Origin of the sequence: Streptomyces sp. HPF1205, assembly GCF_020400825.1 — a bacterium.
In the GTDB taxonomy this organism is placed as follows: domain Bacteria; phylum Actinomycetota; class Actinomycetes; order Streptomycetales; family Streptomycetaceae; genus Actinacidiphila.
This window is the reverse complement of sequence record NZ_JAINVH010000025.1, coordinates 15,834-39,559: the sequence shown is the minus strand read 5'-3', so window position 1 is coordinate 39,559 and position 23,726 is coordinate 15,834. Positions and strand designations below refer to the sequence as shown.

General features: G+C 72.6%; 22 protein-coding genes, 2 tRNA genes and 1 pseudogene. 11 read left to right on the top strand and 14 right to left on the bottom strand.

Annotated features, from left to right (window positions below; translation table 11 throughout):
* Positions 1-99: 99 nt before the first annotated feature.
* A complete protein-coding gene (locus K7G61_RS25145) occupies positions 100-462 on the top strand; it encodes a hypothetical protein (RefSeq protein WP_225849246.1) in 363 nt (120 codons plus the stop codon).
* 65 nt (positions 463-527) lie between these two features.
* Here the strand turns inward: K7G61_RS25145 and K7G61_RS25140 are convergent, their stop codons facing one another.
* On the bottom strand, positions 528-1,229 hold the full coding sequence (locus K7G61_RS25140) for a hypothetical protein (RefSeq protein WP_225849245.1): 702 nt from the start codon (positions 1,227-1,229) through the stop codon (positions 528-530).
* Between the two features lie 191 nt (positions 1,230-1,420).
* Between K7G61_RS25140 and K7G61_RS25135 the strand changes: the two genes are divergently transcribed.
* Together K7G61_RS25135 and K7G61_RS25130 are read left to right on the top strand one after the other, a co-directional pair.
* On the top strand, positions 1,421-2,089 hold the full coding sequence (locus tag K7G61_RS25135; protein ID WP_225849306.1) for a response regulator transcription factor: 669 nt from the start codon (positions 1,421-1,423) through the stop codon (positions 2,087-2,089).
* A gap of 1 nt (position 2,090) precedes the next feature.
* Positions 2,091-3,728 carry a cell wall metabolism sensor histidine kinase WalK gene (locus K7G61_RS25130; protein WP_225849244.1) on the top strand — a complete coding sequence of 546 codons (1,638 nt, stop codon included), beginning with the start codon at positions 2,091-2,093 and terminating at the stop codon, positions 3,726-3,728.
* On the opposite strand, the gene K7G61_RS25125 is transcribed toward K7G61_RS25130, so the two are convergent.
* On the bottom strand, positions 3,694-3,954 hold the full coding sequence (locus K7G61_RS25125; RefSeq protein WP_225849243.1) for a hypothetical protein: 261 nt from the start codon (positions 3,952-3,954) through the stop codon (positions 3,694-3,696). The two genes, K7G61_RS25130 and K7G61_RS25125, sit on opposite strands and share 35 nt — an antisense overlap.
* A gap of 500 nt (positions 3,955-4,454) precedes the next feature.
* Here K7G61_RS25125 and K7G61_RS25120 point away from each other — a divergent pair, with 500 nt between their 5' ends.
* Positions 4,455-4,937, top strand: a complete 483-nt coding sequence (locus K7G61_RS25120) for a hypothetical protein (RefSeq protein WP_225849242.1) — start codon at positions 4,455-4,457, stop codon at positions 4,935-4,937.
* A 54-nt stretch (positions 4,938-4,991) separates the two neighbouring features.
* On the top strand, positions 4,992-5,780 hold the full coding sequence (locus K7G61_RS25115; RefSeq protein ID WP_225849241.1) for a methyltransferase domain-containing protein: 789 nt from the start codon (positions 4,992-4,994) through the stop codon (positions 5,778-5,780).
* A 105-nt stretch (positions 5,781-5,885) separates the two neighbouring features.
* On the opposite strand, the gene K7G61_RS25110 is transcribed toward K7G61_RS25115, so the two are convergent.
* Positions 5,886-7,256: an erythromycin esterase family protein gene (locus tag K7G61_RS25110; RefSeq protein WP_225849240.1), complete on the bottom strand. Its 1,371-nt coding sequence runs from the start codon at positions 7,254-7,256 to the stop codon at positions 5,886-5,888.
* A gap of 377 nt (positions 7,257-7,633) precedes the next feature.
* Here K7G61_RS25110 and K7G61_RS25105 point away from each other — a divergent pair, with 377 nt between their 5' ends.
* Positions 7,634-8,479 carry a hypothetical protein gene (locus K7G61_RS25105; RefSeq protein ID WP_225849239.1) on the top strand — a complete coding sequence of 282 codons (846 nt, stop codon included), beginning with the start codon at positions 7,634-7,636 and terminating at the stop codon, positions 8,477-8,479.
* Between the two features lie 91 nt (positions 8,480-8,570).
* Here K7G61_RS25105 and K7G61_RS25100 read toward each other — a convergent pair whose 3' ends face one another.
* Positions 8,571-9,161 (bottom strand): potassium channel family protein, encoded by a 591-nt coding sequence (locus K7G61_RS25100; protein WP_225849238.1) that lies wholly within the window; start codon positions 9,159-9,161, stop codon positions 8,571-8,573.
* Between the two features lie 339 nt (positions 9,162-9,500).
* Between K7G61_RS25100 and K7G61_RS25095 the strand changes: the two genes are divergently transcribed.
* Positions 9,501-10,592, top strand: coding sequence for an FUSC family protein (locus tag K7G61_RS25095; protein ID WP_225849237.1), 1,092 nt, complete (start codon positions 9,501-9,503; stop codon positions 10,590-10,592).
* A gap of 93 nt (positions 10,593-10,685) precedes the next feature.
* Here the strand turns inward: K7G61_RS25095 and fxsT are convergent, their stop codons facing one another.
* On the bottom strand, positions 10,686-13,106 hold the full coding sequence (gene fxsT, locus K7G61_RS25090) for an FxSxx-COOH system tetratricopeptide repeat protein (protein ID WP_225849236.1): 2,421 nt from the start codon (positions 13,104-13,106) through the stop codon (positions 10,686-10,688).
* Entirely contained in the window at positions 13,103-13,573 is a 471-nt protein-coding gene (locus K7G61_RS25085) for a hypothetical protein (protein WP_225849235.1), read from the bottom strand. Before K7G61_RS25085 ends, fxsT begins: the two co-directional genes overlap by 4 nt.
* A gap of 302 nt (positions 13,574-13,875) precedes the next feature.
* On the opposite strand from K7G61_RS25085, the gene K7G61_RS25080 reads away from it, so the two are divergent.
* Positions 13,876-15,447, top strand: coding sequence for a glycoside hydrolase family 6 protein (locus K7G61_RS25080; RefSeq protein WP_225849234.1), 1,572 nt, complete (start codon positions 13,876-13,878; stop codon positions 15,445-15,447).
* A gap of 78 nt (positions 15,448-15,525) precedes the next feature.
* Here K7G61_RS25080 and K7G61_RS25075 read toward each other — a convergent pair whose 3' ends face one another.
* Positions 15,526-15,939: an arsenate reductase ArsC gene (locus K7G61_RS25075; RefSeq protein ID WP_225849233.1), complete on the bottom strand. Its 414-nt coding sequence runs from the start codon at positions 15,937-15,939 to the stop codon at positions 15,526-15,528.
* A gap of 389 nt (positions 15,940-16,328) precedes the next feature.
* Between K7G61_RS25075 and K7G61_RS25070 the strand changes: the two genes are divergently transcribed.
* Complete coding sequence (locus K7G61_RS25070; protein WP_225849232.1) at positions 16,329-17,189, top strand: WD40 repeat domain-containing protein; 861 nt, start codon at positions 16,329-16,331, stop codon at positions 17,187-17,189.
* Between the two features lie 150 nt (positions 17,190-17,339).
* On the opposite strand, the gene K7G61_RS25065 is transcribed toward K7G61_RS25070, so the two are convergent.
* The 4 genes and pseudogenes from K7G61_RS25065 to K7G61_RS25050 all read right to left on the bottom strand — a co-directional run bounded on the left by K7G61_RS25065 (position 17,340) and on the right by K7G61_RS25050 (position 19,931).
* Entirely contained in the window at positions 17,340-17,882 is a 543-nt protein-coding gene (locus tag K7G61_RS25065; protein WP_225849231.1) for a phosphoribosyltransferase family protein, read from the bottom strand.
* 144 nt (positions 17,883-18,026) lie between these two features.
* Entirely contained in the window at positions 18,027-18,683 is a 657-nt protein-coding gene (locus K7G61_RS25060; protein ID WP_225849230.1) for a bifunctional 2-polyprenyl-6-hydroxyphenol methylase/3-demethylubiquinol 3-O-methyltransferase UbiG, read from the bottom strand.
* Between the two features lie 77 nt (positions 18,684-18,760).
* Positions 18,761-18,952: pseudogene (locus tag K7G61_RS25055) on the bottom strand (hypothetical protein); the annotation flags it as partial.
* A gap of 460 nt (positions 18,953-19,412) precedes the next feature.
* Positions 19,413-19,931 carry an ATP-binding protein gene (locus tag K7G61_RS25050; protein WP_225849229.1) on the bottom strand — a complete coding sequence of 173 codons (519 nt, stop codon included), beginning with the start codon at positions 19,929-19,931 and terminating at the stop codon, positions 19,413-19,415.
* A gap of 158 nt (positions 19,932-20,089) precedes the next feature.
* Here K7G61_RS25050 and K7G61_RS25045 point away from each other — a divergent pair, with 158 nt between their 5' ends.
* Positions 20,090-21,445: a hypothetical protein gene (locus tag K7G61_RS25045; RefSeq protein WP_225849228.1), complete on the top strand. Its 1,356-nt coding sequence runs from the start codon at positions 20,090-20,092 to the stop codon at positions 21,443-21,445.
* A 128-nt stretch (positions 21,446-21,573) separates the two neighbouring features.
* Here K7G61_RS25045 and K7G61_RS25040 read toward each other — a convergent pair whose 3' ends face one another.
* The 3 genes from K7G61_RS25040 to K7G61_RS25030 form a co-directional block, all read right to left on the bottom strand.
* Positions 21,574-21,861: a CPCC family cysteine-rich protein gene (locus K7G61_RS25040; RefSeq protein WP_225849227.1), complete on the bottom strand. Its 288-nt coding sequence runs from the start codon at positions 21,859-21,861 to the stop codon at positions 21,574-21,576.
* A 147-nt stretch (positions 21,862-22,008) separates the two neighbouring features.
* Positions 22,009-22,081, bottom strand: a tRNA-Arg gene (locus K7G61_RS25035).
* A gap of 158 nt (positions 22,082-22,239) precedes the next feature.
* Positions 22,240-22,333 (bottom strand) — tRNA-Ser (locus tag K7G61_RS25030).
* 257 nt (positions 22,334-22,590) lie between these two features.
* Here K7G61_RS25030 and K7G61_RS25025 point away from each other — a divergent pair.
* Positions 22,591-23,328, top strand: coding sequence for a subtilase-type protease inhibitor (locus K7G61_RS25025; RefSeq protein ID WP_225849226.1), 738 nt, complete (start codon positions 22,591-22,593; stop codon positions 23,326-23,328).
* The last annotated feature ends 398 nt before the right edge of the window (positions 23,329-23,726 follow it).

Below are 23,726 nucleotides of genomic sequence, written 5' to 3'. Positions count from 1 at the left end.
CCGCGGCCTGGGCGTGGTGGCGCCGCGGAGGGTGGGGGGCCTGGGTGCCTACGGTGCCCGGGAGGGGGTGACGGCGCCGGCTGGAGGCGGTGGCTCGGTGTGGGGCACTGGCACGCGTACGCCTGGACCGGGGGCACCAAGCCCGCGGACCGGGACGCCCGGGACATGGCGAGCGCCACGCCGCCGCCGCTGCTGCGGGACTGGTTCCGCAAGCCGCGCGTGCTGCTCGCGGGCACGTTCGCCGACGCGGACGCGGCACTGGAGTGGCTGGGCCGGGAGCTCGCCGCGCATCCCCCGCCGCCCGGCGCGCTCCCGGCCGAGGTGACGCTGGCGTACGGCCGCGAGCGGCTGCGCGCCTTCCCGTACGACCTGGTGACGCGGTACTACACGGCGGGCGGGTACGTGTGCCGCGACCTGGTGCGGTGCGAGGGCGAGCCCGGGGTGTGCCCGGGCCCGCCGTGAACCGGAGGGGCGGGCGGCCCGGGGTCCCCCATGTCCCCGGGCCGCCCGTTCGCGATCGGCGCGGTTCAGCCGGCCAGGGCCGTGGTCAGGCCCGCGACGCTCACGCCCTTCACGGGGCCGAGGACGGATCGCACGCCCCGCTCGATGACGACGACGCCGTGACCCTTGCCGTGGCCCTTGCCCGGGAAGGGCGGGAGGGGCGGAAGCGGGCACTTGGGCAGCTTGTCCTTCGGGACGCGCTTGCCGTTGACGTACACCTTGCCGCCGACGACCTTGACCGTGGTCTTCCCGGGCGCCGGCTTGCCCGGGCCCTTCTCGATGACGCACACGAAGCCCTTGCCGTGACCCTTGCCGGGCAGCGGCGGCAGCGGGGGCACCGGCGGGCACTTGCGCAGATCGGTCTTCGGCACGAGCTTGCCGTTGACGTACACCTTGCCGCCGACGACCTTGACGGTCAGCTTGCCGCCGGGCGCCGTGACCTTCCCGGGCTTGCCCGGCTTTCCGGGCTTCCCCGGCTTTCCGGGAAGCCCGGGCAGCGGCTTGCCCGGCACCGGCTTTCCGGGCAGTCCCACCTTGCCGACGCAGACGAGGACGGGGCCGCCGCCCTTGTGGGTGCTGCCGATCGCCACCGAGGACACCGAGGACGACGAGGACGCCGTCTTCGCCTGCTCCGGGGTGGCCGCCCCGCTCGGCGACGCGGCCACGACCCCGGTCAGGCCGAGGCCCGTGGTGAGGACGATCCCGGCGACCATCCTGTTCTTCTTCATGCTCTGGTCACTCCCGTTGAGGGGCGGCCCGGCGCGCGTACGGCGGCGGCCGGGCCCCCCGGGTTGGTGGGCTTGGCGCAGATCGGACGATCTGACGTCCCGTAGCCTCGCCACCCCCGCCTGAAGCGGGCCTGAAGGAGCCCGCCGTGATCTTCATGTTCGCCTTAGGCTGCCCGCTGCACCCTGGCGGCGTGCGCATACTCGTGGTGGAAGACGAACGCCGGCTCGCCGACCTGCTCAAGGACGGCCTGACCCGGGAGGGCTTCGCGGTCGACCTGGCCCACGACGGCCGCGAGGGCCTGTGGATGGCGACCGAGCAGCCGTACGACGTGATCGTGCTGGACGTGATGCTGCCCGCGCTGAACGGCTACGAGGTCTGTGCCCGGCTGCGGGCGGCCGGCACCTGGACCCCGATCCTCATGCTGACCGCCAAGGACGGCGAGTACGACGAGGCCGAGGCGCTCGACACCGGCGCAGACGACTACCTGACCAAGCCGTTCTCGTACGTGGTGCTCCTCGCCCGGCTGCGCGCGCTGGTACGGCGCGGGGCGCGGGAGCGGCCGGCGGTGCTCACGGTGGGCGACCTGCGGGTGGACCCGGCGGGCATGAAGTGCAGCCGGGGCGGCGTCCGGATCGCCCTGACCCCGAAGGAGTTCGCGATCCTGCACTGCCTGGCGCGGCGGGCCGGCGAGGTCGTACCGAAGTCCGAACTGCTCGCGCATGCCTGGGACTTCGCGTACGACGGCGACTCCAACGTGGTCGAGGTCTACATCAGCGCGCTGCGCCGCAAGATCGACAAGCCGTTCGGGCGGGCGACGCTGGGCACCGTGCGCGGTGCGGGATACCGGCTGGAGGCCTGACATGGGGGTACGTCTGCGGACCACGCTCACCGCGACGGCCGCGGTGGCGGTCGCGCTGTGCCTGGCGTCGATCGCGCTGTTCGCCGCCCTCGGCTCCAGCCTGTCGGACACGACGAGGCAGCTCGCGCTGCAGGACGCCAAGGAGCGGGCGGCGGCCCAGGGCTTCGTCCTGGACGAGAAGTCCGCCGGCGTGGGCACGCCGGGAGCCCCCGCGGGCGCCCCGGAGGGCTTCAACGGGTACCCCGGAGCGCCCGGGGACCCCGGGTACCCCGGGTATCCGCCGCTGCGGGCGCCCGCGGCGAAGCCGGGGAAGACCGGCACGAACGGCGGTACGGACGGCGGTAATACGAACGGCGGAACGACCGGCGGTACGGACGGCGGAACGACCGGCGGCGGTACGGACGACTCGGCCGCCACCGCGGGCACCACCGCGGGCAGTTCCGCCGGCACCTCCGAGGCCGGCGCCGCGAAGGACCTTCCGCCGAAGTCCGCGTCCCAGCAGGCGCCGCCCGGCCGGACCAAGGTCCTGCTCCCCAACTCGCCGGTGGTGATCGAGCGGGTGGACGGAAAGGTCGTCACCACCCAGGTCTACAAGAAGGCCGTCGGCGGCGGCCCGGTGACCGTGAAGGGCTTCGCCTCCCTGGCCCCGGCCAGCCAGGCCATGCGCACCCTGACCCACGTACTGATCCCGGGCGTGCCCGCCCTGCTCGCGCTGGTCGCCCTCTTCACCTGGCTGGCGGTGGGCCGGGCGCTGCGCCCGGTGTCCGCGATCCGCGCGAAGGTCGCCGACATCACCGCGCACGACCTGCACGAGCGCGTGCCCGAGCCGCGTACGCGCGACGAGATCGCGGCCCTGGCCCGTACCGTCAACGCCACCCTCGACCGGCTGCGCACCGCCGTGGACGCGCACCGGCAGTTCGTCGCGGACGCCGCCCACGAGCTGCGCAGCCCGATGGCCATCCTGCGCACCCGCCTGGAACTGGCCCGACCGCAGGAGAAGGCGCTGGCCGCGCAGGCCCTGGACGACGTGGCGCGGCTGCAGGCCCTCACCTCCGACCTGCTGCTCCTGGCCCGGCTCGACGCCCGCCGGCCGCTGCGGGTCACCGAACTCGACCTCGCCCAGCTCGTGGCGGAGGAGGCCGCGCGCAAGCGCCCCCGGCTGGAGGTCCGCGTGACCCTCGACCTGACCCCCGACGTCCTCGTCCTCGGCTCGCCCGACCATCTGCGCCGCCTGGTCGCGAACCTGGTCGACAACGCGGTACGGCACGCCACCGCGACCGTCGCCGTCCGCCTCGGCCTGCGGGACGGCCGCCCGGTCCTGGACGTCGAGGACGACGGCGAGGGCATCGCGCCCGAGCACCACGCCACGGTCTTCGACCGCTTCACCCGCCTGGACGCGGCCCGCCCCCGCGACACCGGCGGCTCCGGCCTGGGCCTGCCCATCGCGAGGGACATCGCGGCGGCGCACGGCGCGACGCTGACGATCGTGCCCGCGCGGGACGGTTCCGGCCTGCCCGGGGCCCGCCTGCGTACCGTCTTCCCGCCCGCGCCACGCGAGTTCCCACCCGCGCCCCCGGAGCTGCCGCCGGCGCCGGACCCGGCGCTCAGCCCGGTCGCCGGGCGACCCGCAGCGCGATGACCACCACCGTGACGCCCGCCGCCAGGGCCAGGCCGTCGCAGGCCAGGACCACGGAGTGCGGCGCGCCGAGCAGCCGCGGCAGCGCGGACGCCAATGGAGGTACGCAAAGGAGCAGCGGCAGCCGCCGCAGGCCGGGCGGCGCGTCCCGACCGCGGCCGAGGTCGATCACCCCCACCGCGAGCAGGGCCAGTCCCATGGCCGCCACCGACCATTCCAGAACCGTCACCGGATTCCCCCTCCGTACGCCCCGCGGCACGCCGAGCGTACGCCGGTCCGCCGTACCCGATCGCGGCCATCGTCCGCCGCGCGCGGCCCGCAGCCGGTAGCCTGACGGCCCCGGCTCCCCGGAGGTCACATGGCGACGGCGGTGGACCGCACCCTCCTGGCCCGCAACGAGCACATGACGTTCCGGGCGAACACGGGCGTGGGCCGCCACGGCTGGCTGCGGCTGACCCCCGCGTACGGCGTCCGGCTGGGCCAACGACCCGGCCAAGGAGAGCCGCGCCCGCGAGCGCGCCCACTACGAGATGCAGGCCGTCCGCAGCGACTCCTTCGCCCGGCGTGCCGGCAACGCCCGCAAGAGGGGCGGCAAGGGAGGACGCGGCGGCGTCTGACCGGCGCGCGGGCGCCGCACGGGCGCCGCGGGCAACCCGCGGGGCCGCTGGTGCGTGTGTACAGGTGCGCGCGTCGCGAACCGCCGCGTACGCGCTCGGGGAGGGGTCTCGTATGAACCGCGGCCGCACCGCAACCGCAACCGCAACCACCACCGGGGCCGGCGCCACCGCCCGCGCCACCCGTACGGCCGGAAGCGCCGGGACCGTCGCTGCGGGGGCGGTCGCGCTCGCCCTGGCCGCCGTCGCCGCGCTCGGGCTGACCGGGTGCCAGGGCGCGCGGCGCGCCCTGGACTGCGCCAAGACGGCCGCCACGATCGCCGGCGACCTGCAGGACCTGCAGAGCACCGCCACCAACGTCGGCCAGGTCTCCGACCCCAGCCGCCGCCAGGCCACCGTCACGGCCCTCGACAAGGTCAGGTCCGACCTGAAGGGGCTTGACGACCGTACGGACGACTCCGACGTCCACGCGGCCGTCGACAACCTCGACACGGCCGTCCGCAACGCCCGCGCGTCCGCGGCCGTCGGCACCACGCCCGACCTGAAGCCCGTCGCCTCGGCCGCCGGGCACCTGACGACGGCCTGCGCGTCCGGCTGACGCCGTCTCAGTGTCACGCGACGGCCCGCCGGCCCCGGTGGTTGACTCGGAGCCATGACATCACCCGCGTTCGAGACCACGGGACCCGGCCGGATCACCTACCTCGACCGGCTCGCCGCGAGCGACCTGGGCCGCTCGTACAAGCGGCGCATGCTCGGCGAACTCGGCGTCCGCGCCGGGCAGATCGTGCTCGACCTCGGGTGCGGCCCCGGCACGGATCTGACGGCGCTCGCCGAGGCGGTGGGCGGGGCCGGCACGGTGATCGGGGTCGACCACGACGAGGCGATGGTCGAGACGGCCCGCACACGCACCGCCGGCCTGCCCGGTGTGGACGTGCGGCTGGGCGACATCCACGATCTGGCGCTGCCCGACCGCGCCGCCGACCGGGCACGCACCGACCGGGTGCTGCAGCACGTCGCCGACCCCGTGCGGGCGCTCGCCGAGATCCGCCGCGTCCTGCGGCCGGGCGGCCGGCTCGTCATGGGCGAGCCCGACTGGGCCACCCTGGCCGTCGACCATCCCGACGAGGCCCTGACCCGTGCGTACACCCGCCATGTCACCGACGAGGTGATCCGCAACGCGAGCATCGGCAGGCAACTGCCCCGGCTCGCCGCCGAGTCCGGCTTCGCGGTCCCCTCGGTGCTCCCGGTCACCCCGGTCTTCCGCGACCCGCGCACCGCCGACCGGGTCCTCGGCCTGGAACGCACCACCCGCCGTGCCACCGCGGCCGGCCACTTCACCGAGGAGGCCGCGGACCGCTGGCTGACCCACCTCGCCGAGGGGCCGTTCCTGGCGACGGTGACCTTCTACATCGTCACGGCGGAGGTACCTGCGGGGGCATGACCAGCTGCCGTCCGCGAGGCAAGCCCGCCGCGAAGCAGCGGGCTTGCCTCAAGCGGGGCCCGGGGCCGGGCGGGGCCGTGTGCCGTGTGCCTTGACGGGCCGGTCTCAGGTGCCCGGGAGCATCCGCGCCGCCGTACTGCGATGGATGAAGATCAGCATGTCGGAGAACTTGCTGAGGGCGATCTCCTCCGTCTGGCCGGGCTCCCAGAACCCTCCGAAGAACCGGTTGGGGTGCGGCTGGGCCGCCCACTGCTTGGCCGGGGGACGCAGGGCGCGCAGGTCGAGGAAGTACTTGTCCACGGGCACCGCGCCGAGGGTGTACTCGTTGAACCCCGGGTCCGGCGGCCCGACCGTGTAGGCGCGCACCGCGTAGCGCCCGTTCACGACGTACGTCGAGTTGAACGAGCCCTGGTAGAAGGCCGTGCGCAGGTTGGTGTAGCCGCTGCCGAACCACCGGCGCAGGTAGCCGCCCTGCCGGATGAACTGCGGGTCGGGGTCGAGGTAGGCGACGTGGCTGTTGTGTGCGGACACCACCATTTTGTCGCCGGTCAGCCGGTACCACCAGGCCACGTTCGAGGCCATGGTCCGGTCCCGGTACTCCAGCGAGGCGGTGTCCTCCTCGGGGGTGTTGCCGTAGGCGTAGAAGCGGGTGTCCTGGGCGATGGAGGCGGCGCTGTGCAGGTCGATCGGGTCGGGAGCCGGGCGGCGCTGCTCGGCCAGCAGTTCGTACGCCTGCTGGGCGCGGCTCGCGAAGTCCTCGCGCTCGACCAGTGGCCGGTGCCGGAACTCGATCGTGGCCGCCTCGACGGAGCCGGTGGGGTGGCCCGCGTACAGATCGGCGAACCGCCGTTCCAGGGCCGGGTAGCGCCTGGCGACGTAGGCCAGCACCTTGCCGTACAGCGCGGGCTCGACCGGTCCGACGTCGAAGCCCATGTACTGCAGCCTGTGCCGGTGGTCGTGGCTCGCGTTGTAGGCGCGCATCCACTCGAAGAGCCGCGCGAACTCCTCGGTGGCGAAGAGCATCCAGTCGGCCTGGAAGTCCCGCCGGATGATCTCCCGGATGTCGCCGGGGCCGCCCTGCACCCACGCGTTGACGTCGAGTCCGGCGTTCCAGCCGGCCTCGCGGGAAAACGTGGCGAAGCCCTTCTCACGCACCAGGTAGCGGAAGAGGCGGTCGTGGAGGGTGAAGAACTCGTGGGTGCCGTGGCTGCCCTCGCCCAGGCCGACGAGGCGGGCGCGGCCGACCTGCCTGCCGAACGGGCCCAGGTCGGTGAACGGGCCGGCCGGCTCGGTGGTACGCAGCGGCCGGGCGGCGCGGGTCAGCGCGGCCACCACCCCGGGGTCGGCTCCCCCGGCCCGCGGCCGGGACTGCGCCGCGGGGGCGGGCTGCCCGGCGGCGAGCATGAGCAGGGCCAGCAGGACTGTCAGCACGGCGGCGCTGAGGCGCCGAAGAGCGCGCGGCGGCGGAGATGGCATGGTGCCCCACTTTCGACAAACCGTGACGGGACGGGACCCGGGAGCAACCCGCCCGGGACCGGGCCGGAACCGTGCCGGAGCCTGGCCGGGACCGGGCCGGAACCGTGCCGGAACCTGGCCGGAACCCGGCCCGCGAAGGGACCCGCGAGCGGACCCGGCGATCGGACCCGCGGCCGGACCCGCGGCCGGACCCGCGGCCGGGCCCCGAGGTCAGGATGGGGGCCGGGCGGGCGGCGCTCCCGGCCCGGCACGGGCGGGTTCACCCGGAGGGCCGCGCCCGCTCCACCCGGGCGGCCCACGTGGGCGGCCCACGTGGGCACGCGGCCACGCCGCGTTTCGTCCGCCGTCCGGTCCCGCCCGCGGGCTAGGCTCGCCCCGTGGGGCAGCCCGAGCAGCGCGCCAAGGGCACGGCGGGGCCGTTCACCACCCGGCTCACCTGGCACCCTCCCGGCGGTGGCACCGCGGTGTGGGAGTCGCGGCTCGCGCGGCGGCGCGGGGTGCTCGCCGTCCGTGCGCCCGGTGAGGCGGCCGGCCGGCACGTCGCCGCGGACACCCCGGCCCTGGTCCGGTTGCGCCGGCTCAACGTCCTGGCCTCCCTGGCCTTCGTCGTCGGAGGGGGCCTGTTCGCGACCGGCGCGGCCGTCGCCCAGTTCGCCTCGGGCGACGCCACCGAGTGCGCCTCGATCTACTTCACGGGCGGCCTGTTCTTCAACACCGGCGGCTACGTGTCACTGCTTCAGGTGATCAACGCGCCCCGCCATGTCGCGGGCGGCGAGGGCCGGCTGGTCACCCGCCGCTGGCAGTGGTGGAGCTACGAGCCGATGCGGGTGGACTGGGTCAGCACGTTCGTCCTCTTCACGGGCACCCTCGTCTTCGGCGTCAACCTGCTGGACTCCTTCCTGAAGGGCCTGAGCGTCCAGCAGGCCAACCGGCTGATCTGGGTGCCAGACGTGATCGGCTGCGTGCTCTTCCTGATCTCCGGGCACCTGGGCTTCGCCGAGATCTGCCACGGGCGGCCGTGCCTGCGCGCGCGCAGTTGCGGCTGGTGGATCGTCGCCTTCAACCAGCTCGGCTCGCTCCTGTTCATGACCTCGGCGCTCGCCGCCTTCACCCGCCCCGCGACCGGCGGCCTGGTCAACGCCGACGTCGCGAACTGGGGCACCCTCACCGGCGCCCTGTGCTTCTCCGCCGGCGGCTTCCTTCAGCTCTTCGAGCACCCTTAGCGCGGGCCTTCCGGTGCGCGGGCGGGGACGGGTGGGCGGCGGGACGTCAGGGCGCCGGCCTCACGGGCCGGACCGGCCTCACGGGCCGGCCTCACGGACCGGCGTCACGGGGCCCCGGAGGCGCCTCCGGGGGCGCCTCCGACGACCTGCGGTCGACGGCGACCCGCACCGCGCCGATGAGCAGTTTGACCACCAGCCCCACCAGCACGAGGTCGGCGAGCATCTGGATGGTGACCAGGACCCGGGAGGTCCCGGTCCTCGCGACGATGTCGCCGAAGCCGACGGCGGCGAACACGGTGACGGTGAAGTACAGCGCGTCCGTGCGGCTCAGCGCCATCGTGAACGACCCCGGCGTGCCGATGTCCAGCAGGTAGTACGTGCCGGCGAACACCACCAGGAACACCGGCACCAGCACGGTGAGCGCCTCGATCGCGCGCAGCCGCGGGTACGGGGAGCGGAGGATGGAGTACACCTGCCAGGCGACGGCCGTCGCGAACGCCACGAAGCCGACGACGAACCACACGGTGTTCCCCACGTCGAGGGGATGGTCGAGCGGCAGCGTGTAGTACAGCACCAGCAGGACCACAGGGGTGACGGCCGCCCGCAGCCCGGTGAGCAGGAACAGCCGCCGACGCTGCCGCGGTTGCAGGTCCGCGTACGAGGGCGCGGCATCGGCAGTCATGGCAGCGGGTACCTCCGTCGGCGCGGTGCCGCCTCGGCGGCGGTGCGACGGGCCGGCGGCCTGCCACCCCGTTATACGGCCGGGCTCCCGGTGGCGCCACCGCGCGGGGCGGGGGCCGGCGGCGGGTCCTCCATGCCGTGCAAAGGGCTCCCGGAGCGGGGGCCGCTGCGCCGTACGACTGGCGTGCGGGCCGCCTTCGGCCCGGCCCCGCGGGTCGCGTCGCGACGTCTCCGGTCCGATCGCAGAATGCGGGACAGGCGGGGGCACACCACTCGACCGAGGCGATGGAGGGCGGCCGTGGCCGGTGCGGGCGGACGAGCCGGACGGTCCGTCCGCGCCATGATCACGGGCCCGCTGTCGCGGGTGTTCGCGCTGAACCCCGCGGGGCTGAACTGGCACCGCGGGGTCGCAGTGCTGGACGCCATGCTGGTGCCGCTGATCGTCTTCTGGGCGATCGGGTACGAGCAGTACCTGCTCAGCGCCTTGTTCGGCCTGCTGTTCGCGGGACTGGAAGACCCGGGAGGGACCTTCGCGCACCGCGCGTCGTACATCGCCCTCTTCGGTCTGGCCGGGGCGGGGCTGACCGCGCTGGCGTTCGGCATCGGCGCGGTCGCCTGGGGCTGGCTGGTGCTCGCCGTTTTCGCGGTCACGGTGGTGGCGGGGCTCGCGGTCGTGTTCGGGGTGCACAGGTTCGTGGCCGCGGCGCTGCTGAACCTGTGGTTCGTCGTCGCCCTCGCGCTGGCGGCCAACCTGCACCATCACACACGCGTCACCAGCCACGCCTGGGCCCAGGCGCTGGCATGGGCGGGCGGATCGGCGCTGTGGATCGCGGCGGCCTTCACCGGATGGCTGATCCGCGGGCGCGGTGTGCGGCCCGCGCCGATCGCGGAGATCCCCGGCAGCACCTCCCGGCGCGGGCTGACCCGGCCGGTGGCCGGGTTCGCGCTGATCCGCGCCGCGGCCGTGGCCGGCGCCTCCGCACTCGCGTTCGGACTGGACCTGCCGCACGGCTACTGGATCCCGATCGCGGCCATGGTCGCGATGAAACCGAGCCTGGAGCAGTCCGCGCTGGTCGCCGCCCAACGGCTCGTCGGAGCGTTGCTCGGCGCCGTATTGGCCGCGCTGTTGCTGCTGGTGGCCGCCGGCGAACACGGACTGAGGCTGTTCGCGACCACGCGCGGGCTCGAAGCGGTCGCACTCGTCCTCTTCATGCACGGGGCCGCGACGCGCTTCTTCAACTATGCCCTGTACTGCGCCGCGATCGCCGCGGGCGTGCTCATCCTGGTGGACCTCCCGCAGCCCTCCCACTACGCCGCCGAGGGCTACCGCGTCCTGTGGACCTTGTGCGGCGTGGCCATCGGCCTGCTCACCGTCCTCCTGGCGGGCCTGCTCGCCAAACCGTCCGCCAAGGGCCCGCCACAATCGGGCTGAGGGCGGGGGGCCGCGCCCTCCTGATCCGGGATGTACGAAAGGCGGTGAGCCGGGGGCGGAAGGCTGCGGCTCGGGCCGTCAGGACGACGCCGGTCAGGGGTGGTCGTCTGGAGTTGCTGTGCTTCTCCGCTGTGCGGCTCGGGCGTGGGCGAGATTGTTGCGGATGGCGAGGGTAGTCGGGTGGGCGTTGCCGAGAACCCGCTCGCACTGGGCCAGGGTGGCCTCCAACAGCGGGATGGCCCGGCCCAGATCACCCGCCGCCTTGTAGGCGTAGGCGAGGTTGTTACGGCTGGTCAGGGTGTCGGGATGGGTGTCACCCAGCACCCGCTCACGCTGAGCAAGCGTCGCCTCGTACAGCGGGATGGCCCGGCCCAGATCACCGGCCGCCTTGTAGGCGTAGGCGAGGTTGTTACGGCTGGTCAGGGTGTCGGGATGGGTGTCACCCAGCACCCGCTCACGCTGAGCAAGTGCCGCCTCGAACAGAGGGATGGCCCGCCCAATATCACCCGCCGCCTGATAGGCATGGGCGAGGTTGTTACGGCTGCCCAAAGTGTCGGGATGCGTGTCACCCAACGCCCGCTCGCACTGAGCAAGTGTGGCCTCGAACAGAGGGATGGCCCGCCCAATATCACCCGCCGATTCATAGGCATAGGCGAGGTTATTACGGCTACTCAAGGTGCCAGGGTGAGTGTCACCCAACACCCGCTCACGCTGAGCAAGTGTGGCCTCGAACAGAGGGATGGCCCGCCCAATATCACCCGCCGATTCATAGGCATAGGCGAGGTTATTACGGCTACTCAAGGTGCCAGGGTGAGTGTCACCCAACACCCGCTCACACTGGGCCAGCGTGGCCTCGAACAGAGGGATGGCCCGCCCAAGATCACCCGCCGCCCGGTAGGCGAGGGCCAGATTGTTGCGGCTGCCCAAAGTGTCGGGATGGGTGTCACCCAGCACCTGCTCGCACTGGGCGAGCGTGGCCTCGTACAAGGGGATGGCCCGCCCAAGATCACCCGCCGCCCGGTAGGCGAGGGCCAGATTGTTGCGGCTGTTCAGGGTGACAGGGTGGTCGTCACCCAACACCCGCTCGCACTGAGACACGACGGCGATGCGCAAGGGGATGGTCTGCGCGTCACGGCCCTGCCGGTACAGGTACTGGGCTACCAGGTGATAGGCCTCGGCTGTGTCGACCGAGGCCGGGGTGTCCGGTGGCGTGGACTCGGCCAGGGCCAGGACGTGCGGGAGGAGGCGTTCCCACTCCGCCGAGGGTTCGGGCAGAGGGCCCTCCGGTGGGGCGGGCAGGGCCTGGTGGACGGCGTGTTCGGCCTCCGCGCGGCCCGGGGCGTAGGTGTCGGGCCCCGGTGAGGCCGAGGAGCGCGTGCGCAGGACGGTCTGTACGAGGCGGTGGACGCCGACGCCCTGGCCGTCGTCGGTGAAGGCGATCATGTTGTAGGCGTGCAGGTCGCCCAAGGCGTTGTCGAGCGCGAGTGGGTCGGGCGCCAGGGGTGCGAGCAGGGTGCGGGGGATGTCGTCGGGGGCCAGCCACGCCATGATCTGCAGGAGGGTGACGGGCAACGGGCCGCGGCTGGCGAGGGCTTCCAGGGTGTGGTCCCAGATACGGGCGATGGTCCGCTCGGGGTCGGCGACGTCACGGTCCTCGTCCAGGACCAGCGCCAGAGACCGGCGGTAGGCCTCCAGATCGGTGCCGGTCCGGTAGACGTAGGCGCCGGCCTGCTCCAGCGCCAGCGGCAGACATCCGAGGTTCCCGGCCAGCCGCCGGGCCGCCTCGCGCCGCTCACCGGTCGGGGCGGGGTGCGGGAAGGCGATCGTGCACAGCAGATCTGCGGCCTCGTCCAAGGGGAGCACGCCCAGCGCCATAGTGGGCGCGAGGCGGTGCCAGCCGGTCGACCTGCGGCTGGTCGCCAGGTGGTGGCCGCCGGCCAGGGTGCCCAGGTAGGGGCGCAGGTGCGCGGGGTCCTCGACGTTGTCGAAGACCAGCAGCCAGTCCGGGTGTGCCTGCAGCCAGGTGATCGCCCACGCCGCCCGTTCGTCCGGGCCGACCGTGTGCGCCCACTGCGGGCACAGACGCGTGGCCAGTCCGCCCAGACCGGTCAGGATCGCCTCGGGCGACTCGGCGGTGATCCACCACACGAGCGTGTACGTGTCGCGGTAGCGGTCGGCGTAACGCAGGGCCAGGGCGCTCTTGCCGATCCCGCCCAGCCCGTGGATCGCCCGCACCCGCGGCTGCACCACCGCGGCCGAGCCCCCGCCCGCCAGCATCCGCCGAAGGTCGGTCAGCTCCTGCTCACGGCCGACGAACACCCCGGACGCCGACTCCGGCAGGAACCCCGCCCCGGGCGGCGCCTGAACCGTCAGCGCCCAGTGCGCCGCCTCCGGCGGCAGGACCACCACCCGCGCGCTGTCACCACTGATCGCCACCCCGATCGACGCGGCGCCGATCGGCCGCTCGCCGAACACCTCCACCCGCGCCTGCTCCCCCGGGCCCGGCGCGTTCACTGCCGCGGCGGGTGGACCGTGGCGTTGTCGCCGGACACCGCGACGCCGATGTGCTGCGCGCCGATCGCCCGCTCCCCCGACACGTTGACCGTCACTCCGCCCGTCGCGGGCAGCATCCCGGCCACCTCGCGCGCCAGCTCCGGGTCCTCCCGCAGCGCCCGTTTGATCTGCTGCCGCAACGCGCCCGCCGCGTCCGCGTCGTCCGGCTCTTGTACGGCATCCCCCACCGCCGACGCCAAAGCGGTACGGCCCCCCTCGTCCCGGCGCCGCCACACCGCCTGGAGGATCCGCCGCCCCAGACGCGCCGTCACATCGGCCGCGGCATCGGCAGCCACATCCGCGGCCGCGTCAGCCGCGCTGACAACCGCGTTCTCGGCCCGGCTGAGCACCGCCGCTCCGTACGCGCCTATCGCCGCCGATACGTACGGCCCCGCCTGCTCCACCAATTGAACGATCTCGGCACTCACGACCCCGCCCCCTGACCGGACGTCACTTCCCCTGCCGGTTGTCCAGCGTAGGAGCACCCGTAACTCCCGGGGTACATAACGGCCGAACCGCCCGACCCGGTTCCGGGGAGCGGCCGGCGACAGCGGGCAGCCTACGAATGGGAGCGCTCCCACTCAGCCAAAAATGCATCCTGCACAGGGATTTCGCACTTCCTTCGCGCTGGTTAGGCTCGACCCCGGTGCGCGGGAGCGCTCCCACAACTGCCCGCCATCCGGCCCTCACGCCGAGGGTCCTCTCCCCCACGAGAGCACGGAGGACGACTGTGACACCCCCCATACGCCCCCCACGCCCCGACGCGCCGGCCGCGGTCCCCGCACGCGGGCCGCGGCTGCGCAAGGTCATGGCGCTCGGCCTGGCCGCAGGGCTCGCCGCCGCCGGTATCGCGCTGAGCACCGAGACGACCGCGGGCGCCGCGACGCAGGGCAGCCTTCCCAGCGGCACCCAGTTCTACAAGGACCCCAACTCCCAGGTCGTCCGCTGGGTCGCCGCCAATCCCGGCGACTACCGCGAGCCGATGATCGCGCGGCGGATCGCGTCCCAGCCGCAAGGGATCTGGTTCGCCAACTACAACCCCTCCACCATCACCAACGACGTCAGGACGATCACCTCGGCCGCGGCCTCCGCCGGACAGGCGCCGGTGCTGGTCGTGTACGAGATCCCCAACCGCGACTGCGGCGGCGCCTCCGCAGGCGGCGCGCCGGACCTGTCCTCGTACGACGCCTGGGTTCGCAACTTCGCCGCCGGGCTGGGCAGCGGGCAGTCGGTCGTCATCCTGGAGCCCGACTCCGTCTCCCTGACCACCTGCCTGTCCTCGCAGCAGCAGTCCGACCGGTTCGCCTCGCTCTCCCGGGCGGGCGCCACCATCCACGCCGCCGCGCCCAACGCCAAGGTCTACATGGACGGCGGCCACTCGGCCTGGAACAGCGCCTCGGAGCAGGCCAACCGGCTGCGCAGCGCCGGCATCATGAACAACGCCGACGGCTTCTTCACCAACGTCTCCAACTTCAACACCACGTCGAACGAGGTCAACTACGCCAAGAACATCCTGGCGTCGCTGGGCAACCCGGGCAACCTGCACGCCGTGGTGGACACCAGCCGCAACGGCAACGGTCCCGCCTCCGGCGGGGCGTGGTGCGACCCGTCCGGCCGGGCGATCGGCGCGTACCCGACGGCCAACACCGGCGACCCGGCGATCGACGCCTTCCTCTGGGTGAAGCCTCCGGGTGAGGCGGACGGCTGCGCCGGCACCGCGGGCACCTTCCTGCCGGACGTGGCCTACCAGCTGGCCTCCGCCGGAGCGTCGGACCCGCCGACGGGCGGGACCACGGGCGGCACGACGACCGGGGGTACGACGACCGGGGGGACCACCACGGGCGGCACCACCACCGGGGGTACGACGACCGGCGGGACCACCACGGGCGGGACCACGACGGGCGGGACGACGACCGGCGGAACGACGACCGGCGGAACGACCACGGGCGGGACGACCACGGGCGGCACCACCACCGGCGGCACCGGCGGCGCCGCCTGCAAGGTGACCTTCACCCCGCAGAGCTGGACCGGCGGCTTCACCGCCAACGTCACGGTGGCCAACACCGGTTCGACCGCGGTCAACGGCTGGCAGGTGGGCTTCACCCTGCCGTCCGGCCAGACGGTCACCAGCGCCTGGAACGCGACCATCAGCCCGAGTTCGGGCGCGGTCACCGCCTCCAGCCTCTCGTACAACGCCCAGATCCCGGCCGGCGGCTCCCAGTCCTTCGGCTTCCAGGGCACGTACTCGGGCAGCTACGCCCAGCCGACCGGCTTCACCCTCAACGGCACGGCCTGCGGCTGACCCGCACCACCACCATCAAGGCGGCCGGCCCGGGGTCTTCCCGGGCCGGCCGCCGCGGTGTGAGCGAGGGGCCCTCGTTCACACCGCCGGCTCCGGGGCGATCTCGGCGATCAGCCCCTCGACGAGCCTCTTGATCTCGTCCCGGATCGGGCGGACGGCCTCCACACCCTGCCCGGCGGGGTCGTCCAGCTTCCAGTCCAGGTAGCGCTTCCCGGGAAAGACCGGGCAGGTGTCACCGCAGCCCATGGTGACGCACACGTCGGACTCGCGGACCGCGTCCACGGTCAGCACCTTGGGAACCTCGGCGGAGATGTCGACCCCGACCTCGGCCATGGCCTCGACGGCCGCGGGGTTGACCCGGTCCGCGGGAACGGAACCCGCCGAGCGGACCTCGATCCGGTCCCCGGCCAGATGCGTCATCCAGGCGGCGGCCATCTGGGAGCGCCCCGCGTTGTGCACGCAGACGAACAGCACGGACGGCTTGTCGGACATGGTCGTCAGCTCTCTGTGTACGAGTTCTCCGCGTACGAGTTCTCCGCGTACGGGGGTGAAGCGGCGGCGCGGCCACCACGGCCGGGCGCTGCGCGCGGCAAGGAAGCACGCGGCAGGGCGGCACTGGCGGCGCCCCTGGCCAATATGACATATCAGCGCATGACGCCGTCACTCGGCACCGACCTGATCCGGACCCTGCGGGTGGGTGGCGTCGGCCCCGCAGCCCGCGCTTGATTTCGGCGGGATAGTGTGTCGCGGCCCTGTGCCCGGTGGGTGCGCAGGAAGGCAAGGGGGACTTGACGGCGATGAGTGGAGACGTGATCCGGATTGCTGGTGCCCACCATGGCGCGGTTGGGCCGGTGCTCATGGCAGCGGACCCTGGAGGTCAGGTGCTGCTGTTTTCTGTCGGCAACCGCTCCGACGGCGTGTGCCGCTGGGATACGGGGACTGGCGCACTGCTGTGGCGTTCGTCGGATGATCTGGCGGGCGGGCCTGCTCTCGCTGCGGTGCAACTGGGGGACCGCCGGTGGGTGGTGACGGCTGCCGGCGAAGGCGGTGTTGACAGGTGGGACGGGCTCACCGGGCAGGCGCTGCCCGGATGCGCGTCGTGTGACGAGATGGTGTGGGGTCTTGCCTCGGCCTGTCTGCCCGATGGCCGGGCGGTACTGGCAGGAGCGGGCAACGGCGGTGAAGTCCACCGGTGGGACGCGCGGACCGGCGTCGCCCTGGGGAAGCCGCTTGTCGGGCATGGAGTCAGCGTCAAATGTGTCGCGGTACAGACGCTGCCGGACGGTACGGCGATGATTGCGTCGGGGGGCGACGACGGATGCGTCCGCCGGTGGGACGCGGTCACAGGACAGCCCCTGGGTATGCCGCTTGAAGCTTCCGGCTGGGTCATGGAGGTCGTGATGCTTCCCTTGGCGGGGGGAAGAACACTGATCGCGGCCGGCGACAGCGAGGGCCTCTTGTACCGGTGGGACGCCGAAAGCGGGAAACCGATCGGGCGTCCCGTCGCGATGGGCGAATACACGGTCCTGGCCTCTGCGGTCCACGTCGGCGGCAAGCCCACGCTGTTCAGCTCCGGTGCGGACGAGGTCGTGCGTCAGTGGCATGCGGTCACGGGCGAACCCGCCGGTGAGTTCTGGAAGGGCCAGGCAGCCTCCTGCGTCGCCCGCGCAGACGGTACGGTCCTCCTTGCCACGGGTGCGTCCAACGGGGACATCGTCGTACGGACGCTGGGCCGCGGCTGACGCCCAAGAGGCTCCTGACCTGCGATTCGTCGCTCTCCCGGGTGGGCCTGGAACGGCAAAGCCCATACCGGTCCGGATCAGCGTGCGGCGGAAAGCGATCCGGTCGGCGATGGCCGCGCAGAGGCGCGCGTCGCCGAAGATCTTGCTTCACTATGCCGAAGGTCCGCAGACTGGCAGCTCCCGTGCGGCGAGAAGGGCGCTGACGGTTCCAAGTGCGCGTCTGGACTCCTCGGCGAGTTGATCAACGATGACGCTGCAGCCGAACCAGCTCGCCCCGCATTCTTCGACCATCCCTCTGACCGTGCCGGCCTGGCTCCCGGTCTCGATCCAGTCGTCGACCAGTACCACTCGGTCGCGCGGCCCCAGGGAAGGCCGCTGGAGCCTCAGGGTGTGGCGAAGGCTTCGGTAGTCCGGGGCTGTGCGGCGTGTGACCTTGTCGCCTGGGAAAAGGCCGTCGCTCTTCCTCACCGGGACGAACCCGACACCGAGTTCAACGGCTGCGGCGGCGCCAAGAAGGAACCCCCGGGACTCGATCCCGCAGATCGCGGTGATCTGCTCGTCACGAAAGGGGTCGACGAGGCCGCGGACGACTGCGGCCAGCGCCTCGGGGTCTCGGAAGATCGCCCAGACGTCCGCGTGGCCGTCCACCCAGCGGAAGCGCTCGAGCACCAGATCACGGGCGGTTGTGACCATGGACGCGAGTGTTCAGGCCGCCGCCGTGGAGATCAAGTCATTTGTCGGCCCGAGGCGTCTCGTCGTCTGGCGCAGTCGTGTGCCGATCAGGGCCATTGGCGGATCACCGCCACGAAGCGGAGTCGAGGGCCGTGCGAGATCCGGTCACACCGCGACGGCTCGGACGAGAAGCGTCCCGATGTGCCCAGGGTGAGGCGCGTCAAGGACCTCCGCATCGGTCGTGGCGAATCCGGCCCGGGTGAGCAGACGCTCCCACACCGCCGGACGGTAGCTGTAGCGGTAGGTGAACATCGCTTTACCGGCGAAACCTCCCTTGTACATGCCCTGGGGCCCGTACGCGCCGGGGATAGCTGGAGGCTGCGAGAAGACGAAGACGCCACCAGGGTTGAGCCGCTGGCGGACAAGCGGGAAGAGGCGGCTCGGGTCGGTGAACCAGGCGGCCCCGAAGATCGAGTAGACGGCGTCGTACGCTTCCTCGGGCTCGCTCAGGTACTCCAGGACCTCGGAGCACACGAACTCCGTACCGGTGCCGGCCCACTTCGTGGTGGCCTTCTCGACCATGGCGGGAGAGAGGTCGACGCCACGGGCTGTGATGCCGCGTTGAGCGAGGTAGGCGAGGGCGCGGCCGGTGCCGCAGCCGATCTCCAGGACGGAGCGTGGGCTGCCGAGTAGTTCCGGGCCGGGTCCGTGACCGGCGTACTGGGTCCAGCAGAAGCTCGGTTCCGCGTCGTCCTTGAAGGCGGAAGCCGCGAAGGTGTCCCACAGCTCCGTCTCGGCGGCGATGTCATGTTGTGCGGGCAAGGCGATTCCTCTTCGAAAGGGCTGGGCCCCTGTCCTCCGGTGAGCCGAGGACAGGGGCCAGGTCAGCGTAGGAGCGTTCAGTGACTGTCGGGGACCTTGTTGTCGCACGGCGAGCAGTCCGTGCCGTCGATCGCCCACAGCTCCTCGTCGACGCCGAAGCCGATGGACTTCAGGAAGTCCGCCGTGCGCAGGCACAGGCCGTCGCGGCGGCGCTCGATGAACGGGGCATGGTGCTTGTAGCGGCCCTCGTTGTACACGTCGCAGGGCGCGGGCTGGAGACCCGCCCCGCCGGTGCTATCTGGGAGTCCGAGGGGTCGTGGACTTCCCAGGTGTGGCCGCCGGGGTGGCCCTCGTACTCGCAGCAGCCGCCGTGAACGGGGTCGGTGGCGGGGCAGTCGGGCAGGACGAGCAGGATCTCCGGGGTGCCGTCGGGGGGCCATCGGGTCCAGATGGCGGTGGTGGCGGTGGCGTCGTGGACCATGGCGTAGTGGTCGCCGATGGTGTGGTGCTCCATGGTGCAGCGCAGATCGCGGATGTCGGCAGGGGTGGTCCGGCGGTCCCCCGCCCATGCCAGGGCGGTGCGGGCGAGCGGGTCGGGCAGGGTCGCGGGGGCTGAGCAGATGGGTGGACGGCCGGCGGTTGGGGCGGTGTTCGGCACGGCGCTGTCCCTGGATGAGCTGTTCATAGGGAGTGCCGCCCCGGTCACGCGGGAGGGGGGCCGGTCGGCGTTCACGCGCCCCTCACCTCCCCCGCACCGGCCGCGATCGGCAGGACGGTGGCCCCCGAGTTCCGCCATCCGTCACCGGCCGCGTGTGCCGGGAGGGCCAGTCGCGCCCAGACGAGCTTGCCCGAGGCGGGAGCGGGGTGGGTGTAGCCCCACGCCTCGCTGAGCGCCGCCACCAGGTGCAGGCCCCGGCCCCGTTCGGCGTCCGTCGGCGCGTTGCGCGGGACGGGCGGGCGCCGGTCCGCGTCGTAGACCGAGACGGTGAGCCCCTTCTCCGTCAGCCACAGAAGCAGGCTGCACACCACGGAATCGGGGCAGCCCTCAGCGGGGTCCAACGGCTCGACGGAATGCTGCACGGCGTTGCTGAGCAACTCGGACACGACCACGAGCCCGTCGTCCACGACCGCCCCCGCGACGCCCCACGCGGCGAGTATCCCGGCGGCGTGCTTCCGGCCCCACCGTACGGCGGACGGCGACGGAGCCAGGTCGAACCGGCTGTGCAACGGCTGTCGGCCCCCGGCCATCGGCACACCTCCATGCGTTCTTCCGCGCCGGAAGTGGGCCACTCGCTCACCCCGGCTTGTACGCACTACGCAACCGTCTGTGTACGCAGCGCGGTACCGTTGAGGCGGCATGCGAAGTGGAAAGCGTGGAAAGTACGTCCACACGCGGAGAGTGCGGCATGGGTGAGCGCGCGCCGAACCAAGGGCTCAGGAATCTTCTGAGCGAGGCCAGATGGACCCAGGTCGAGTTGGCTTCCGCGGTGAACCGCGCGGCCGCCGAAGCGGGCGTTCCGGGGACCTGCGACAAGAGCAACGTGAACAAGTGGCTCGGAGGTACGCGCCCGCAAGCCAAGTGGCGGCCTCTCGTCCTCGAAGCCTTCTCCCGTCGCCTGGGCCGGCCCGTCACTCACTCCGAAGCGGGTTTGACGGCCCCGATGGCCGAAACAGCGCCTCTCGCCGCGCTGTCGGTGCCCGTGGACACTGTGGAGGGACTTGTCACCCTCGGGAGAGAAGACATGGACCCCTCTCGTCGCAAGTTCCTCACCACGACGCTCTACGCCGCCGCCCTACCGGTCCCGGCGTACCTCGACCTGGCCGGCCGGACCGAGGCTCGCGCTACCGGACGCACAACACGGATCGGCGCGGGTGAGGTCGCGACGGTCCGCACGATGACCGAGCGCATCGCGGACATCCTCGACGAATTGGGAGGGGGGCACGCGCGGCCCATGGCGGCGGCCTTCCTGGTGAACACCGTCGCGCCGTACCTGCATGCCGACGCGTCCGAAGCGGTCAGGAAGGACATGCTCGCCGCCGCCTCCGACCTGGTGTACCTGACAGGCTGGATGGCGATGTACGAGAAGGCGCACGGGCTTGGACAGCAGTACTACGTGCAGGCCCTTCGCCTGGCCGGAGAAGGCGAGGACCACGAGACCTACTGCCGCACGCTTCGCGGCATGGCACTCCAGGCGGCCGACCTCAAGCACGGGAAGAAGGCGCTGGAACTGGCCGACTCAGCCGCTGAAGCGGCGCCCAAGGCCGGTCCGCGCCTCCATGCGTTCCTCGCCGGACAACAGGCGCAAGGCGCGGCGCTGGTGGGAAACAGGCGGCAAGCCTTCACCCGTCTCGCCGAAACGGAAGCCGCCCTCGCAAAAGCCGACAACCGGCGTGACGCCATCGGCGGTTACGACCAGGCGGCCTACTTCTTCCACGTCTCCAGCGTCCTGTACGCCCTCGGTGACGTATCCGGATCCATTACCGCCATGCAGGACTCCAATCGCGCACGCCCGCCGATCGAGAAGCAGGGACGAGCCCACGCCAACGGCCTGCTCGCACAACGGCAGCTCCAAGTCGGACACCTCGAAGCGTCCTGCGCCACCTGGGGGGCGTTCCTCGACGACTACGAGCACCTCTCGTCATCCCGAGCCGATGAGCACTTCGCCACATTGAGGCGCGGCCTCCGCCGGCACCTCAAGAATTCCCACGCGCGAGAGGTGTACGAGCGGGCCGGGGAACTCGCCCGCCGGAAAGCGGCGTAGCAGGCGGCCCGGGCCGCCTACGCCCGTGCCGATCCCCCGGGTCGCGCGGATGGTGCTGACCACATGCGCGGCACGACGAAGCGTGAGTACACCGGAGGGTCCAGGGGGCTCGGCCCCGCGGGGATCGGTCAGGTGCTCGGCGGGTGCTCCTCGGGGAGCGGGTCACGGACGAGGGCCACGCGCCGCTCGTCACTGGCCCCGAGCCGACGGAAATTGTCGCGGGCCTCGGTCAGGCTCAACCCGCGGTTGGGCCCGCCCCGCACCTCGTCCGCGTCGTGGTCGTCCTGGCCGTCGTCCTCCCAGAAGCACACGGGGCAGATCTCGTAGTAGTTGCGCCGGCTGAGCGTGACGTAAAAGCAGCACGGGCACCTGTACGGACCGTCTTCCGGACCGCCTTGCACGTTGACGAAGGTCACGGGGTCATCCTGCACGGGGGCGCGACGCCCTGCGAACGGCTTTCCGAAGACCCGCCTCGAAGGCGATCAAGGCCGTTGCCGTACTTCGCTGCTGTACGCCCCACGCAAGAGGCCCCCGGATGATCTCCGAGGGCCTCTGAGCTGCTGTGCACTCGGCAGGATTCGAACCTGCAACCTTCTGATCCGTAGTCAGATGCTCTATCCGTTGAGCTACGAGTGCGCGGTGGGCTTCGCGGCCTTGGGGGCCGGTCGGCTTCGCGTGGACAACATTACATGAGGGGGCGCGGGAGGTGAAATCGATAGGGGGGAGGGCGGGTGAGCTGGGGAAATGAGGAGAGCCCCGGTCCCTGGAGGGGACGGCGGGGCTCTGGGAGGTGATGGCGGAGGCGGAGGGATTTGAACCCTCGAAGGGCTTGAAGGCCCTAACCGCATTAGCAGTGCGGCGCCATAGACCGGACTAGGCGACGCCTCCTGGTACGTGCCCGGGCGAGCGGGCTCGTGTGCAGATGATGGCACAGCCTGGAGGGCTGAGACCAATCGCAGACTACGGTACAAGGCCGCCCCTGGGCGGGGCAAAGGGATAGCCGGAGGAGTTGCCGGAATACGGGCGGGTGCGGGCGGGTGCGGGCGGGGGGAGGGGGCGCGCGCCGGGGTCAATCCGCAGGGGCGGCACGCCCACGGGCGGGGGAATTCGGGGGGTACGGGGGGCCGCGGGCGTAGTGAGGGGGCATGGTTGAGAAACGCTCCGCGACGTACGGGACGGGCCGCGGGCCCGCCGCCGTACGCATCGCGCCGAAACGTGGCGCCGCCGCGATCGTGCTGCTCGGCGCCGCCCTGCTGCTGGGGCTCGGGCCCCGCGCCGCGGCCATGGGGATTCCGGCCACCCGGGTCGACCGGCTGACCGTGACGTACGACGACGGGTCCGGGCAGCCCCGGACCTACCGCCTCACCTGCGGACACGACGAGGTGGCCGGGACCGCGGGCACGGACTCCGGCCGGGCGGCCCCCGCCGACCAGGCGGACCACCCCGACGGGCGCCCCGAAGGCCGACCCGACGGCCGCACCGACCTCTCCGACCGGGGAATGGACCGTCCCGGCGGCGGCCAGGCGGACCGGGCCGACCGAACCGACCAGGCGGCTCCGGCGGACCCGGCAGCTCCGGCGGACCCGGCAGCTCCGGCGGACCCCGCGGACTCCGAGGACCGAGCAGCCCAGCGGAACGCCGACGCCTGCGGGCACCTGGACCGGATCGGCGGCCCTGTACCGGCCGTCGCGCCCGGGCAGGCCTGCTCCATGATCTACGGGGGGCCGCAGACCGCCACCGTCCGCGGCATGTGGCGCGGCCACCGGGTCGCCGAGGACTACCGCAGGACCAACGGCTGCGAGGTCTCCCGCTGGTCCCGGATGGAGCCCGTCCTCCCAACGCCCCAGCGGCGCGTCCAGCACGCGCCCCCGCTGCGCGGCTGACCCGCGGCCGACCCGCGGCCGACGGCCCGCACCGCCCCGACCGGCCGACCGGCCCCCGGCTCACCGCCCGGCGCCCGGCGCCCACCGGCCCCCGGCCCCCGGCCGGCGGTCGGCCCCCCGCAAGGCCCCCCACCCCCGCACCCGCCCCCGCGAAGGCACCGCCCGCCAAAGCCCCCCACCCCCATTCGGCCCATTCGTGACGTAGCCCACACCTTTCCCGTACAACCCTCAACGCCCCACCCCAACACGCCACATGGGCATCCCGAGCCCCGCCGCCGGGCCCGACCCGTACACTCGGTCTAGTGACACGGCCAGGGCGCGGCGGCAAGATGGGCGACCCGTGACGACAGCCGAACCCGGCGTCGGAACACCGGGTTTCGGACCGGGCCCAGACCGTC